This is a genomic window from Klebsiella sp. GG_Kp146, assembly GCF_040061975.1.
GTDB classification, from domain to species: Bacteria; Pseudomonadota; Gammaproteobacteria; order Enterobacterales; family Enterobacteriaceae; genus Klebsiella; species Klebsiella quasipneumoniae.
In genome coordinates this window covers 43,859-57,591 of sequence record NZ_JBEAHA010000013.1, presented here as the reverse complement: position 1 = coordinate 57,591, position 13,733 = coordinate 43,859, and the positions used below count along the sequence as shown (strand labels likewise).

Sequence of the window (13,733 nt, the reverse complement as noted above, 5' to 3'; positions counted from 1 at the left end):
CTCAGTTCATTCGGCGGCGCAGGAAACGCCCCGCGCGCCCGATAATCTTTTTGTCGCTGCCGTAGCTCATCACGCCGTTAACCATCACCGCCTCAATACCGTCCGCCGGACGTTTCGGGTCGGAGAAACTGGCGACATCGCGCACCGTCAGCGGGTCAAACAGCACCAGGTCGGCGTAGTAGCCCACTTTTACCAGCCCACGATCCGCCAGCTGGAAGCGCGCCGACGACAGCCCGGTCATTTTGTGGATCGCGGTAGTCAGCGGAAACAGGCGTTCATCGCGGCAGTAGTGGCCCAGGACCCGCGGAAACGCCCCCCACAGCCGCGGATGCGGCATCGGGTCGTTCGGCAGCCCGTCGGAGCCAATCATGGTCACCGGATAACCCAGCACCCGCCGTACGTCCTGCTCGTCCATGTTGTAATAAATAGCGCCTGCCGGCATCAGCCGCGCCGCGGCGTCGTGCAGGCTCACCTGCCATTCATCGGCGATCTGCTGCAGCGTTTTTCCGGCCTGCTCGGGCTGTGCTTCCGACCAGGTGATGACGATATCGAACTCATCGGTGACCTGCTTCATATCCAGCGTCGACGAGCTGGCGGAATAGGGGTAACAGTCGCAGGCGATCTCCTGGCGCTGGCGCATCTCATCGAAGAAAGCCAGCGTCTCCTTCGTGCGACCCCAGTTTTTCGCGCCGGCGCACTTATGGTGCGAGACCACCACCGGCACGTTGCCGTGGCGACCAATGCGGAACGCCTCGTCGAGCGCCTCCAGAATCGGCTCGAACTCCGAACGCAGGTGGGTGGTGTAAATTCCCCCCTCTGCCGTCAACTCCTCAGCGAGCGCCATCACTTCTTCGGTGGTCGACTGGAAGGCGCTGGCGTAGGCAAGTCCCGTGCTCAGTCCTAAAGCGCCCTGCCGCAGCGCATCGCGCAACTGTATGCGCATGCCGGCGATTTCCGTCTCGCTCGCCGGGCGGAACAGGTCATCCATATGGTTATTACGCAGCGCGGTGTGCCCAATCAGCGTCCCGACGTTAAGCGAGGGTCGCGCGGCCTCTACCGCATGGGCATAGGCTTCGACGGTGGGATAGATAAAGTGCTGTCGTTCGCCGAGAAGATTCATCGGGTCCGGCACCTCGCCGCGCATGGTGGCGGTTGCCGCGCTGATCCCACAGTTGCCGACGATCACGGTTGTCACCCCCTGGCTGAGCTTAGGCAGGTACTCCGGCATGCGGATGACGTTGATATCGTCATGGGTGTGAACATCGATAAAGCCAGGCGCCAGTACCCGCCCTTGACCATCTATCTCCTGCTCCGCCGCGACGTCAAGCGCCGGAGCGATAGCCATTATTCGGTCGCCCTTCACCGCCACATCGGCACGGTATTGCGGCCCACCGCTCCCGTCGATCACCGTGACGTTTTTGAAAAGCCAGTCAACTTTCATAGCAATTACTCCCTTTCGACATACCGACAAGTTAACCATTTACAAGTGCAAAAAACAGTGGAAAACTACGCAAAAACCAGATCATTTTGTGATACTTTTATTCAAAAGAAACAATAATTATTAATTAAAATCATTATTATCAAACAGTTATAACTGATACCCAGCAACTCACCGATTATAAACCCTGAAAGGATAGTGTTATGAAATACCATTCAGCACCGCTCATTCCGCACAAATCCGCCCTCATGTCCGCGCCGGCTAATCTGCTGGCGGAAGAGGGCTGTCTGCCTGCCGCGCTGCTAAAAAAATCGGCGCTGGAAAATAATATTTCATGGATGCAGCGCTACGCCGATGCCCGCGGCGTATCGCTGGCGCCGCATGGTAAAACGACAATGACGCCATGGATATTTCAGGCGCAGCAGCGAGCGGGAGCGTGGGGGATCGGTGTGGGCAGCGCCTGGCAGGCCAGCGCGGCGATGGCCAGCGGCATCCAGCGCGTCCTGATGGTCAATCAGCTGGTCGGTAAGGCCAATATGCAGGTGGTCGCGCAGCTAAAAGCCCACTACCGGGCAGTGGATTTTATCTGCTGTGTCGATAGCGAGGCCAACGTGTGCGCCCTCTCCGCGTTCTTCGCCGCTCAGGGGCAAACGCTGGATGTGCTGATTGAACTTGGCGTGCCGGGCGGGCGCTGCGGCTGTCGTAGCGTGGATGACGCGCTGGCATTGGCGCAGCGGGTCAGCGACCTGCCGGGGCTACGGCTACGCGGTCTGGAATTGTATGAAGGGGTCCTGCACGGCGACGATCCGCAACCACAGGTGGAAGCGCTATTACAACAGGCTGCAGCGCTAGCCTGCCGCATGGAGCCGCTGGTTGACGGCGAATTTATTCTCACCGGCGCGGGCACCGTCTGGTATGACGTGGTGTGCAACATCTGGCTGGCGGCGGCAAAACCGCGCCGCTGCCGTATCGTCATTCGCCCTGGCTGTTATATCACCCACGATCGCGGGATCTACGATCTCGCCCAACAAGCGCTGATCGCCCGCGATCCGATTGCCTGCGATCTCGCCGGCGATCTCACTTCAGCGCTGGAGCTGATGGCAATGGTGCAATCGGTGCCGGAGGCAGATCGCGCGGTGGTGAATTTCGGCAAGCGCGACTGCGCTTTCGACGCCGGGCTGCCGCAGCCGATCGCCCATTATCGTCACGGCAGGGAGTTAGCGCTGCGCGCTGAGTCGATCGTCAGCATCGACATCATGGATCAGCACTGTATGCTGCGCCTGGCGCCGGGCAGCGATGTCCAGGTTGGCGATATTCTGCTGTTCGGCACCTCGCATCCGTGTCTGACCTTTGATAAGTGGAAGACGTTGCTGCTGGTCGATGACGACTACAACGTGCTGGACGAGCTCGAGACGCTGTTTTGACAGGCATCCCGGGTGGCGGCGCTTCGCGCCTTGCCCGGGCTACACAACCCGCGACGTTCGGTAGCCCGGCTAAGCGTAGCGCAAGCCGGGGGATGTCCCGGGGGACGGCGATTCGTGCCTTACCCGCCCTGGCGCAAGGCGCAAATCTCATCATGCAATGAACGGCTGATGGCGACCCCCTGCCGCTCACTCTGCTGGCGGCAGGCGAAACGCCGCTCGCCCGGCAGCCGCGCGCCCTGATCCTGCATCGCATTGAACAGCGTTTCGGCGCGCTCCAGCTGCTCCTGTGCCTGCGCGCCGAGAAAGCGCTGCGGATCCAGCGCCAGAATCAGTTCTCCGCCGTAGGGTAAACCGCCCGCGCCGTTATCCCACGCCAGCGATTCGGCGCTGGTCATATCGCCGATAAGCGGCCCGGCCAGCAGCTCAACCATTGCCGCCAGCGCCGAGCCCTTATGGCCGCCGAAGGTTAACATCGCGCCGTTCAGTACCTCTGTGGCATCGGTAGTCGGCTGCCCCTGGCTGTCGATTCCCCACCCTTCCGGTAGCGCTTTGCCGGCGCGCTGATGCAGCTGGATCTCGCCTCGCGCCGCGGCGCTGGTCGCCATATCCACAATAAACGGCGGCTCCTCCCGCCGCGGCCAGCCAAAGGCGATAGGGTTGGTGCCGAACAGCGGACGGGTGCCGCCCGCCGGGGCGACCCAGGCATGGCTTGGCGTACAGGCCAGCCCCACCAGCCCTGCCTCAGTCAACGGCTCAATATCGGCAAACAGCGCGGAAAAATGGACGCAACGGTTAATCGCCAGCGCCGCAATACCGCTGTGCCGCGCTTTCTCCAGCAGCAGCGGCAGCGCGCGTTCGTAGGCCAGCAGCGAAAAGGCGCCCCCGGCATCCGCCCGCACAATCGCCGGCGCCTGGTCGTGGATCTGCGGCTCGGCATCAGGCGAAACCTTACCTTTACGCAAGGTATCGACAATGCCCAACAGCCGCCACAGGCCGTGGGAAGCGCAGCCGTCGCGCTCCCCGGCAGCCACGTTACGGGCGATGGCCGCCGCGTGGTCGGCGCTGAATCCATTGGCGCTGAGCACCGCCAGCGCCAGGTCATAAGCTTCTGGTAACGATAGAGTTACCGACCCCATACTGTTCTCCTTTACTCTTCTTCGTCTCCGCTAAAATTAGCCTGCGGCAGACAGCTGCGCGCGCCCCAGTAATAAATCCCCAGCGACATCGCCGCCACCAGCACCGTATCCCAGGGGTGACCAATAACATTAAGCCCGCCGAAACTGCCCAGCCAGGAAAAGAGGATAATCAACGCATAAAAAGCGATCAGCCACAGCGAAGACTTCACCTGCTGCGCCAGGCTCACGGTATGTTCCGGCACCTTGCCTTTGCACATCACATACGCCACAAACATCACGATCTGCAGCCCCAGCAGCCACGAGAGCGTATTCCAGCCGGACCAGTAGACGATCAGCGCCGAGACCATAAACGACACCGGGCCGATGATGCCGAAGGCGCGCACGCGGAACGGCCGCGGCAGATCCGGGGCGTTGCGGCGCAGCCCGGCGGCGGTCACCGGGGCGATGGCGTAGCTCAGCACCAGGGCCGCCGACACCACGCTTATCAGCTGTTCCCAGGAGGGGAACGGCAGCGTCCAGAAAATCGACAGCCCAAAGGTCAGCCACAGCGCCGGGCGCGGAATACCGGACGCTTTATCAATATGGGTAAAGGCTTTAAAGAAAGTACCCGCCTTCGCCCAGCCGTAGATCACCCGCGGCGTCGCGTTCATATAGATATTGCCGGTGCCGCTCGGGGAGATGATCGCATCGCTTATCACCATAAAGGCCAGCCAGCCCATGCCGAGGGTAATGGCGATATCGCGATACGGCAGCGAGAACTGTTTGCTCACTTCGGCCCAACCGCCGTTCAGCATCTCGGTGGGAATACTGCCAAGGAACGCCAACTGCAGCAGCACGTAGATAATCGTCGACAGCACCACTGATAAAATCAACGCGATAGGGATAGTCCGCTGTGGCTTTTGTACTTCGCTGGCCACCGAGATAATCGGCGTCAGTCCCAGATAGGCGAAGATAATTCCCCCGGCGCTGATCGCCGCTTCCACCCCGGACATACCAAACGGCGCAATGCCCTGAGCATGCAGGTTCTCAGGTTTAAAGAAGGCGAACAGCGTGACCACCACCAGCAGCGGCACCAGAAACTTGAGCACGCTGATGAAGTTGTTCGAGCGGGCGAAGGTCTTGACGCTGTAGTAGTTCAGCGCGAAGAAGAAACAGAGCAGCAGGAACTGCACCCCCCACCCCAGCAGCGTCGGCGAGCTGGAGCCCGGCTGGGTCAGCGCCGGAAACCAGGCCGCGGCATATTGCCGGGCGGCGACAATTTCTATCGAGATCAGGCTGGAGAAGGCGATCAGGGTGATGAACCCCAGCAGATAACCCATCAGCTCACCGTGGGAAAAGACCGGGTAACGAATAATGCCGCCGGCGCGCGGCAGCGCCGCCCCCAGCTCGCAGTAGACAATCCCCAGCAGCAGCACCGCAAAGCCGCCGATCACCCACGACGCGATACCGGCCGGACCGGCAATGGATGCCACATGGCTGGCGGCGAATAACCATCCGGAGCCGAAGATCGCCCCCAGGCCGATAAAGGTGAGGTCGGTCAGGGTCAGCTGTTTTTTAAACTTACCCGACTCCGCAACGCGGGTTTGACTGTTATGCGTAGTGTGAATGGTCATGGTGATGCCCTTGCGTCAATGAGAGGAGGAAATCGCTTCCCGGGTCCACTGGCCGTTGACCAGGCGCAGCAGGTTTAAAGGGTTCGCATCCTGCAGCGCCGGCGGTAACAGGGCGGCCGGCGCATTCTGCAGGCAGACCGGGCGCAGAAAACGCTCAATCGCCCGACTGCCGACCGACGTCCCGCGCGCATCGGTCGTCGCCGGCCATGGGCCGCCGTGGACCATCGCATCGCACACTTCCACGCCGGTGGGATAACCGTTAAACAGCACCCGTCCGGCCTTCTCACACAGCAGCGGTAGCAGACTCGCCGCCAGCGGGCCGTCGTCCGCCTCCGCGTGCAGCGTCGCGGTGAGCTGTCCTTGCAGCGCTTTCACCACCGCCTGCAGCTGGGCCGCGTCGTCCACTTCCACCAGCAACGATAGCGGGCCGAAAACTTCGGTCTGCAGCAGCGTATCCTGCGCCAGCAGATCCTCGACCTGAGCCTGCCACAGCTGGGTTTGCGCCTCCCCGGCGCCGGCGGCGAGGCCGCTCGCCAGCCTCTCGATACGCGGATGCGCCGCCAGCGCCGCCACGCCCTGGCGGTAGTGCTGAAGGGTCGGCGCATTGAGCAACACCTGCGGCGCGCAGCCCGCTACCGCCGCGCACAGCGCCGACTTAAAGCGTTCCAGTCCGGCGCCGCGCAGCGCCAGAATCAGCCCCGGACGGGTACAGAACTGGCCGCCGCCGAGGGTAAATGACGCCACCAGCTCGTTCGCCAGCGCCTCGGCCCGCGTCTGCAGCGCCTGCGGCAGAATAATCAGCGGGTTAATCGCCGACATTTCAGCAAACAGCGGGATTGGCTGTGGGCGCTGCTGCGCCAGCTGATATAGCGCCTTACCGCCGGCCAGCGAGCCGGTAAAGCCAACGGCCTGAATCGCTGGATGGCGGACTAATTCGGCGCCGATATCCGTCCCGAAAATCATATTGAATACGCCGCCGGGTAACCCACACCGCGCGACCGCCCGGACGATCGCGTCAGCGGTCAGCTCGGCGGTGGCCATATGGCCCGCATGGGCCTTCACCACCACCGGGCAGCCAGCCGCCAGCGCCGAGGCGGTATCGCCGCCAGCGGTGGAAAAGGCCAACGGAAAGTTGCTGGCGCCAAACACCGCCACCGGCCCTAACGCCTGCTGATATTGACGCAGGTCCGGGCGCGGCAGCGGCTGACGGTCGGCTAAGGCGGTATCAATACGGGCGGCGAAGGTATCCCCGCGCAGGATCACGCCAGCAAACATCCGCAACTGGCCGCTGGTTCGCGCCCGCTCGCCCTGCAGCCGCGCCAGCGGCAGCGCGGTCTCCTGTTCGGCGATAGCAAAAAACGCCTCCCCCAGCGCGTCCAGTTCATCGGCAATGGCGCAGAGAAAGTGCGCCCGCTGCTGCGGCGCGGTCTGTGAATAAATGGCAAACGCCTGCTGCGCCGCCTCCGCGGCCTGGGCGGCCTCCGCGTGGGAAGCCGGATAAAAGCGATGGCCGGTGGCCTCGCCATCCACCGCCCGCAGGCTCAATAGCGTCGCTTCGCCGCTGGCAACGCGGCGTCCGGCGATAAACTGCCGTCCCGCCGTGGTTTGAGATGCATTCATACTGACTCCTGTGCTCAGAGGCCAACGTCCGGCAGGGCAGGACGAGTCGCCAGCGCCTGTTCCACGATCGCCACCACCTGCTGGCGCGTTTCGCCTTCCAGCGCCAGACGCGGCGGACGGGTCACAGCGCTGCCGCGTCCGAGTAGCTCTTCGCACAGTTTGATGCACTGCACCAAATCCGGACGTGCATCGAGATGCAGCAGCGGCATGAACCAGCGGTACAGCGCCATCGCTTCTTCGTAACGCTGTTGGCGGGCGAGACGGAATAACGTTTCCCCTTCGCGCGGGAAGGCGTTGGACATTCCGGAGATCCACCCTTCCGCGCCGACGGCGATGCTTTCCACCACCACGTCATCCAGCCCGGCAAACAGCACGAAGCGGTCGCCAACGGTGTTACGCAGGTCGATAAAGCGGCGGGTATCGCCGGAGGAGTCTTTAAAGCAGACGATGTTGTCGCAATCGGTCAGGGTGGCGAGAATGTCCGGCGTCACGTCGTTTTTGTAAATCGGCGGGTTGTTGTAGACCATGATCGGCAGGTCGGTGGCGGTGGCCACGCTGCGGAAGTGAGCGGCGGTTTCATGCGGTTTTGAGGAGTAGACCAGCGCCGGCATCACCATGATCCCGTCGACGCCGACGCGCTCCGCCTCTTTCGCCATCTTCTGGGCAAAGGCGGTGGTGAACTCGGCCACCCCGGCGATCACCGGAATTTTGCCGCCGGCGGCATCCTTCGCCACTTCGATAATCTGCAATTTTTCATCGGAGCTCAGGGAGGTGTTCTCCCCTACGCTGCCGCACACCACCAGCCCGGAAACGCCATCTTTGACTAGGTTTTTCATCACCGCGTGGGTGGCGTCTAAATCGAGGGAGTAATCGCTACGAAACTGCGTGCTAACCGCCGGGAATACGCCGCTCCAGTGAATCGCTTTATTGCTCATGCTCGGTTCCTTGTCGTCATTTTGTTAAGTCGAGGTGAATGATTGGTGAATATTCACTGACAGATTGACGCGTCGCGGAACCGGCGGCTTGTCGGTTTTCCCTTAATCCGATGACGAAATTAGCACAGTCGACAAAAGTGTGAGCCAGCCGTTATCCCTGCAGCGTCAGGCGAAAATCGCGCGGCGTCGAGCCGGTCATCGCTTTGAACTGGCGGCTGAAGGCGCTGTGATCGGTATAGCCGCACTGCAAGGCGATATCGGTAATCGGCGTGTCGCCGGCCAGCAATTCGGTGGCTTTTTCCAGACGCACTTTGTGGATCATCTGCCGCGGCGTGAGATGGAAGATCCGTTTGCAGTAGCGCTCGATCTGCGCAATCGACATCCCGCTCAAGGCGGTCAGCTCTTCCATGGCGATCGGCCGGTAATAGTGGCGGCGGATATGATCGTCGACGATCGCCAGCCGCTGCCACGCCGGATGGCGGGCGTGGGCCTCCTGCAGATCGTGAGAGATCCCGGCCATGCCGATCACCTGTCCGCTGACATCGCGCAGCGCCAGCTTCTGCGTCAGGCACCAGCCGCGTTCCCGGCCATTGTAGAGATGCATTTCCAGCTGGTCGCGCAGGGTCACGCCCTCCCGCAATACCCGAAGATCCTGTTCGGTGTAACCCTGACCCAGCGCGGAAGGAAAGACGTCGGCGGAGGTTTTCCCCAGCAGCGAGGAGACGGTTTTGAAACCGCAGCGGCGGGCCAGCGTCAGATTCGCCAGCAGATAACGCGCTTCGCTGTCTTTGATAAAAAAGACCACGTTGGGGATGGCATTGAGCAGGGGGGCGATCAGCGCCAGGGCATTGAGCAGCGCCGCCATATTCTCCGGCCGCTGGCGCGCCAGCCCTTCGCAGATCTGGCTCAGCTCATCGACCGCCAGCTCCGGTTGATTAACAGCGCGCGGCGGCGCCGCTTCAGACACACCGATCATAGGGCTTCCTCATGGTAAGTGACCGAAGGATATTTATTCACTTCCTGTTAACACCTCAAGCGGCAACCGCCGGTTTTGCGATCCTGGATCCGCTTTACGCCTTCCCCTGGTTTATCCACTGGCGCAATCGCCACTTTCGGTTTACCACGCCATTAACAGAATGATTAATAAGAAATAATTATGCACCAAATGAACATCCCCCCGGCGCTATTATGCCGATTTCGTCATTATCTCTGCCGAAAGCGTTCAAGCCGCCCGTCACGGGTTGCGCCAGCATGATGAAACATATTGTTAACTTCCGGAGAGCAGAATGACCGCGCCACGCCCCCCTATTACGCTGAGAGCCATTGATTCACACACCGGCGGCGAACCCACCCGCCTGATCGTTGACGGCTTCCCCGACCTCGGCGGCGGCAGCATGGCGGAGCGTCGCGACCGTTTCGCCCGTGACTTCGATCGCTGGCGTCAGGCGGTGATTCTCGAACCGCGCGGCAGCGATGTGCTGGTCGGCGCGCTGCTTTGCAAACCGGTCTCGGCGGCGGCCACCGCTGGCGTCATTTTCTTCAACAACGCCGGTTTTCTGAATATGTGCGGCCACGGCACCATCGGGCTTATCGCCTCGCTGGCGTGGCTTGGCCGTATCCAGCCAGGCGTTCATCTGATTGAAACCCCGGTCGGCGACGTAAGCGCCACGTTGCACGACGATGGCAGCGTATCGGTGCAAAACGTCCCGGCCCGCCGCTGGAAAAAGCAGGTCCGCGTGGAGACCGCGCGGGGTCCCGTCATCGGCGATATTGCCTGGGGCGGCAACTGGTTTTTCCTGATTAACGATCACCCGTTCGCCATTACCCCGGCGCACATTCCACAGCTCACCGACTACGCCTGGGCGGTGCGCGAGGGGCTGGAGGCCGCGGGGATCCGCGGCGACGACGGCGGCGTTATCGACCATATCGAGCTGTTCGCCGATGACGATGCCGCCGACAGCCGTAGCTTCGTACTCTGTCCAGGAAAGGCCTGGGATCGTTCGCCGTGCGGCACCGGCACCAGCGCCAAGCTGGCCTGCCTGGCGCAGGATGGCAAACTCCAGCCGGGAGCGATCTGGCGCCAGGCCAGCATCATCGGCAGCCAGTTTACCGCCAGCTACCAGCGCGCCGCCGCAGGCATCATTCCAACGATCCGCGGCGAAGCCTGGGTGTGCGGCGATAACCAGTTGATCCTCAACCCGGACGATCCCTTCTGCTGGGGGATCGCGCCGTGAAGCCGTGCGATGTCATCGTGATCGGCGCCGGGATCATCGGCGCCGCCTGCGCGTGGCAGCTGGCGAAGCGGGGGCAGAAAGTGACGATTATCGATGACGGTCAACCCGGCGCCACGGCGGCGGGTATGGGCCATCTGGTGTGCATGGATGACGACCCCGCCGAACTGGCGCTGTCGGCGTGGTCGCTGGCGCGCTGGCGCGCCATCACCCCGCGGATGCCCGCCACTTGCGCCTGGCGCGGCTGCGGCACGCTGTGGCTGGCGGAAAGCGAAGAAGAGGTGGCCGTCGCGGGTGAAAAACAGCGGCGGCTGGCTGGCTATCAGATCCACAGCGAACTGCAGACCCCACAGCAGATCGCCGGGCGCGAGCCGCTGCTGCGCAGCGGGCTGGCCGGCGGGCTATGGGTACCCGGCGACAGCATCGTCTACGCGCCAAACGTCGCCCGCTGGCTGATGGCCGATGCCGGAGACCATCTCACCTGCCTGCACGACAGCGCGCAGGCGATTACCGAACCGCAGGTGCTGCTCGCCAGCGGCAAACGGCTACAGGCGCGGGCCATCGTGGTGGCCTGCGGCCTGGAGGCCAATACGCTATTGGCGGAAAACTGGCTGCGGCCCAGGAAGGGTCAGCTGGCAATTACCGATCGCTACGGGCCGCGGGTGCATCACCAGCTGGTTGAGCTGGGCTACGGCGCCAGCGCCCACGGCGGCGGTACCTCGGTAGCGTTTAACCTGCAGCCGCGGCCCACTGGCCAGCTGCTGATTGGCTCTTCGCGCCAGTTCGATAATCGCGAGCGCCAGCTGGATCTCCCCTTGCTGGGGCAGATGCTCGACCGCGCCCGCCATTTTGTGCCGGCGCTGGCGACGCTGAATATCATCCGCTGCTGGAGCGGCCTGCGCGCCGCCTCGCAGGATGGCAATCCGCTGATCGGCCCGCACCCCACGCGCCGCGGTGTATGGCTGGCGCTGGGCCATGAAGGACTGGGGGTCACCACCGCCCCGGCGACGGCTGAGCTGCTGGCGGCGCAGATCCTCGGCGAACGCTGCCCGCTGGCGCCTGAGGCCTGGCTCCCGGCCCGTCTGTACCATCAGGAGGCGATCGCATGAATAGCACGCTCAATATCACTGTCGATGGCGAAGCGCTGACGGTGCCGGAAGGTATCAGCGTGGCGGCAGCGCTGGCGTTGACCGGCGATCCCACCACCCGCCAAGCGGTTAATGGCGACCCCCGCGCGCCGTTTTGCGGCATGGGGGTCTGCCAGGAGTGCCGGATCACCGTCGACGGCCGGCGGGTGCTGGCCTGCCAGACCCTGTGCCGGGCCGGCATGCAAATAGAAAGGAGCCGCTATGTACACGCTGCGCTGTGACATTTTAATCCTCGGCGCCGGCCCCGCCGGCATGGCGGCAGCCCTCGCTGCCGCCGCCTGCGATAAACAGGTCATTATTCTCGACGATAACCCCGCCCCCGGAGGGCAAATCTGGCGCGCCGGCCCGCAGGCGACGCTGCCCGCCCTGGCCCGGCGCTACCGCGACGCCATCGCCGCGTCTGCCGTCATCCGGGTGGTGAACGGCGCGCGGCTGATTGCCCGCCCCTCCGCGCGCAGCGTGCTGTTTGAAACCGCCGACGGCGGTGGCGTGGTTTACTGGCAGAAACTGATCCTCTGCTGCGGCGCGCGCGAGCTGTCGCTGCCCTTTCCCGGCTGGACCTTACCCGGCGTGACCAGCGCGGGCGGCCTGCAGGCGCAGATCAAACATGGCCTGTCGCTGAAAGGCGAAAAAGTAGTGATTGCCGGCAGTGGCCCGCTGCTGCTGGCGGTGGCGGATACGGTGAACAAGGCCGGAGGCCAGGTAACGAATATCGTTGAGCAAGCACCGCTCCCGGCGCTGCTGCGCTTCACCAGCGGGCTGTGGCGCTGGCCGCAGAAGCTGCGCCAGTTAGCGACGCTGGCCCCGAAAGGCTATCTTAGCGGCGCCCAGGCGATCCGCGCTCACGGTACAACGCGGCTGGAAGCCGTGACGCTGCGCCAGCGCGGCGTCGAGCGGACTGTCGCCTGCGATCGGCTGGCTATCGGCTACGGGCTGGTGCCCAATATCGAGACGGGGCTGCTGTTCGGTTGCGCCACGGCGCAGGAGGCGATCCAGGTTAACCGCTGGCAGCAGACCAGCCTCGCGGATATTTACGCCGCCGGGGAGTGCACCGGTTTCGGCGGGAGCGAGCTGGCGCTGGCGGAGGGCGAAATCGCCGGGTATGCCGCCGCCGGGGCCAGCCAGCAGGCCCAGGCGTTATTTGCCCGTCGCGCCCGCTGGCAGCGCTTCGCCACGGCCATCAACCGCACCTTCCGGCTGGCGGAGTCGTTGAAAAACGCGGCGACGCCGGAGAGCCTGCTGTGCCGTTGCGAAGATGTGCGCTGCGGCGATGTGGCAGCCGCCGACGACTGGCTACAGGCCAAGCTTACCCAGCGCTGCGGAATGGGCGCCTGTCAGGGGCGCACCTGCGCCGCCAGCGCCCGCTGGCTATATGGCTGGCCGCTGCCGCAGCCGAGAGAGCCGCTGTCTCCCGCCCGTGCGGAAACGCTTATTGCCCTCGCCAGGCTGAGCGCCGAGCCGTAACCGCTACTCTTCTTCATCACCGCGCCCGGCAGGGACGCCAAGCGCAATAAACTCCTCCAGCAGCGAGGTCAGTTGCTGCAGCTTTTCCGTAGTGAACTGAGCCTCCAGCAGGCGATAGGTTTCTTCCACCTCCGCCTGGGCGCTTTCGTACAGCGCGGTTCCGGCAGGCGTCAGCGAGACGTACAGCTTGCGCTGATCGTTAACCGGCTTCAGCCGCAACACCAGTCCATCCCGCTCCATGCGCGTCAAAATCCCGGTCAGACTGGGGCGCAGAATACAGGCGCGAAAAGCCAGATCGTGAAAGTCCATTGACGGACGTTCGGCGAGGATACGCACGATCCGCCACTGCTGTTCGGTGAGATTGTGTCGTTTGACGATCGGTCGAAAGTAGGCCATCGCCGCTTCACGCGCCTGCAACAAGGCAATGGTTAATGAATCATGCATAGTATCCCCTCAACGGCCTCATCTAAAACTTATTAATAACTTAATAATTAGCTTTAATCCTGCCATGTACAACCGGTTTCTGCACCTGAAAAGTACCAGCCTTTCCCAGAAAAATATTCAACCATTTGATTAATAACGAATAAGTTATTGAAGTGTAAATATTGTGTTAATCCGATCACAAAACATTCACTTCCAGTTGCTAAACCTCATCGCAAAGCATAAAAGATGATCATTAATATATTAACGAAATCCCTTTGAACCGAAATCAGTCCCAGAGGAG

General features: G+C 62.6%; 13 protein-coding genes and 1 pseudogene. 7 read left to right on the top strand and 7 right to left on the bottom strand.

Annotated features, from left to right (window positions below; genetic code table 11):
- Position 1: 1 nt before the first annotated feature.
- Positions 2 to 1,441: a D-aminoacylase gene (locus ABLU95_RS14770; RefSeq protein WP_023291858.1), complete on the bottom strand. Its 1,440-nt coding sequence runs from the start codon at positions 1,439 to 1,441 to the stop codon at positions 2 to 4.
- Here ABLU95_RS14770 and ABLU95_RS14765 point away from each other — a divergent pair.
- Together ABLU95_RS14765 and ABLU95_RS14760 are read left to right on the top strand one after the other, a co-directional pair.
- Positions 1,419 to 1,565, top strand: coding sequence for a hypothetical protein (locus ABLU95_RS14765; protein ID WP_048296605.1), 147 nt, complete (start codon positions 1,419 to 1,421; stop codon positions 1,563 to 1,565). The genes ABLU95_RS14770 and ABLU95_RS14765 overlap by 23 nt on opposite strands.
- Positions 1,566 to 1,641: 76 nt before the next feature.
- Positions 1,642 to 2,862, top strand: coding sequence for an amino acid deaminase (locus ABLU95_RS14760; RefSeq protein ID WP_348879871.1), 1,221 nt, complete (start codon positions 1,642 to 1,644; stop codon positions 2,860 to 2,862).
- 119 nt (positions 2,863 to 2,981) lie between these two features.
- On the opposite strand, the gene ABLU95_RS14755 is transcribed toward ABLU95_RS14760, so the two are convergent.
- The 5 genes from ABLU95_RS14755 to ABLU95_RS14735 form a co-directional block, all read right to left on the bottom strand.
- Positions 2,982 to 3,998 carry an Ldh family oxidoreductase gene (locus tag ABLU95_RS14755; protein WP_348879870.1) on the bottom strand — a complete coding sequence of 339 codons (1,017 nt, stop codon included), beginning with the start codon at positions 3,996 to 3,998 and terminating at the stop codon, positions 2,982 to 2,984.
- Positions 3,999 to 4,009: 11 nt separating this feature from the next.
- On the bottom strand, positions 4,010 to 5,611 hold the full coding sequence (locus tag ABLU95_RS14750) for an APC family permease (RefSeq protein WP_087849133.1): 1,602 nt from the start codon (positions 5,609 to 5,611) through the stop codon (positions 4,010 to 4,012).
- Between the two features lie 15 nt (positions 5,612 to 5,626).
- Complete coding sequence (locus ABLU95_RS14745) at positions 5,627 to 7,231, bottom strand: aldehyde dehydrogenase (NADP(+)) (protein ID WP_218810400.1); 1,605 nt, start codon at positions 7,229 to 7,231, stop codon at positions 5,627 to 5,629.
- Between the two features lie 14 nt (positions 7,232 to 7,245).
- A complete protein-coding gene (locus ABLU95_RS14740; RefSeq protein WP_065883249.1) occupies positions 7,246 to 8,166 on the bottom strand; it encodes a dihydrodipicolinate synthase family protein in 921 nt (306 codons plus the stop codon).
- 151 nt (positions 8,167 to 8,317) lie between these two features.
- Positions 8,318 to 9,142: an AraC family transcriptional regulator gene (locus ABLU95_RS14735; protein ID WP_065883247.1), complete on the bottom strand. Its 825-nt coding sequence runs from the start codon at positions 9,140 to 9,142 to the stop codon at positions 8,318 to 8,320.
- 310 nt (positions 9,143 to 9,452) lie between these two features.
- Here ABLU95_RS14735 and ABLU95_RS14730 point away from each other — a divergent pair, with 310 nt between their 5' ends.
- Genes ABLU95_RS14730 through ABLU95_RS14715 form a run of 4 tightly spaced genes read left to right on the top strand, consistent with a single transcriptional unit; the run spans position 9,453 to position 13,009 of the window.
- Complete coding sequence (locus tag ABLU95_RS14730; protein WP_086075170.1) at positions 9,453 to 10,400, top strand: 4-hydroxyproline epimerase; 948 nt, start codon at positions 9,453 to 9,455, stop codon at positions 10,398 to 10,400.
- Complete coding sequence (locus tag ABLU95_RS14725; protein ID WP_348879868.1) at positions 10,397 to 11,506, top strand: FAD-dependent oxidoreductase; 1,110 nt, start codon at positions 10,397 to 10,399, stop codon at positions 11,504 to 11,506. Before ABLU95_RS14730 ends, ABLU95_RS14725 begins: the two co-directional genes overlap by 4 nt.
- On the top strand, positions 11,503 to 11,766 hold the full coding sequence (locus tag ABLU95_RS14720; RefSeq protein ID WP_032455020.1) for a (2Fe-2S)-binding protein: 264 nt from the start codon (positions 11,503 to 11,505) through the stop codon (positions 11,764 to 11,766). The genes ABLU95_RS14725 and ABLU95_RS14720 overlap by 4 nt, the downstream gene beginning before the upstream one ends.
- Positions 11,747 to 13,009, top strand: coding sequence for an FAD-dependent oxidoreductase (locus tag ABLU95_RS14715; protein WP_348879867.1), 1,263 nt, complete (start codon positions 11,747 to 11,749; stop codon positions 13,007 to 13,009). The genes ABLU95_RS14720 and ABLU95_RS14715 overlap by 20 nt, the downstream gene beginning before the upstream one ends.
- 3 nt (positions 13,010 to 13,012) lie before the next feature.
- Here ABLU95_RS14715 and hpaR read toward each other — a convergent pair whose 3' ends face one another.
- Complete coding sequence (gene hpaR / locus ABLU95_RS14710; RefSeq protein ID WP_002887503.1) at positions 13,013 to 13,453, bottom strand: homoprotocatechuate degradation operon regulator HpaR; 441 nt, start codon at positions 13,451 to 13,453, stop codon at positions 13,013 to 13,015.
- A gap of 64 nt (positions 13,454 to 13,517) precedes the next feature.
- Between hpaR and ABLU95_RS14705 the strand changes: the two are divergent.
- Positions 13,518 to 13,682: pseudogene (locus ABLU95_RS14705) on the top strand (hypothetical protein).
- Positions 13,683 to 13,733 lie beyond the last annotated feature (51 nt).

Excerpts from the sequence above, each read along its gene's own strand:
- ABLU95_RS14770 (WP_023291858.1), bottom strand. The coding sequence starts at position 1,441 with ATGAAAGTTGACTGGCTTTTCAAAAACGTCACGGTGATCGACGGGAGC.
- ABLU95_RS14760 (WP_348879871.1), top strand. The coding sequence starts at position 1,642 with ATGAAATACCATTCAGCACCGCTCATTCCGCACAAATCCGCCCTCATG.
- ABLU95_RS14755 (WP_348879870.1), bottom strand. The coding sequence starts at position 3,998 with ATGGGGTCGGTAACTCTATCGTTACCAGAAGCTTATGACCTGGCGCTG.
- ABLU95_RS14750 (WP_087849133.1), bottom strand. The coding sequence starts at position 5,611 with ATGACCATTCACACTACGCATAACAGTCAAACCCGCGTTGCGGAGTCG.
- ABLU95_RS14745 (WP_218810400.1), bottom strand. The coding sequence starts at position 7,231 with ATGAATGCATCTCAAACCACGGCGGGACGGCAGTTTATCGCCGGACGC.
- ABLU95_RS14740 (WP_065883249.1), bottom strand. The coding sequence starts at position 8,166 with ATGAGCAATAAAGCGATTCACTGGAGCGGCGTATTCCCGGCGGTTAGC.
- ABLU95_RS14735 (WP_065883247.1), bottom strand. The coding sequence starts at position 9,142 with ATGATCGGTGTGTCTGAAGCGGCGCCGCCGCGCGCTGTTAATCAACCG.
- ABLU95_RS14730 (WP_086075170.1), top strand. The coding sequence starts at position 9,453 with ATGACCGCGCCACGCCCCCCTATTACGCTGAGAGCCATTGATTCACAC.
- ABLU95_RS14720 (WP_032455020.1), top strand. The coding sequence starts at position 11,503 with ATGAATAGCACGCTCAATATCACTGTCGATGGCGAAGCGCTGACGGTG.
- ABLU95_RS14715 (WP_348879867.1), top strand. The coding sequence starts at position 11,747 with ATGTACACGCTGCGCTGTGACATTTTAATCCTCGGCGCCGGCCCCGCC.
- hpaR (WP_002887503.1), bottom strand. The coding sequence starts at position 13,453 with ATGCATGATTCATTAACCATTGCCTTGTTGCAGGCGCGTGAAGCGGCG.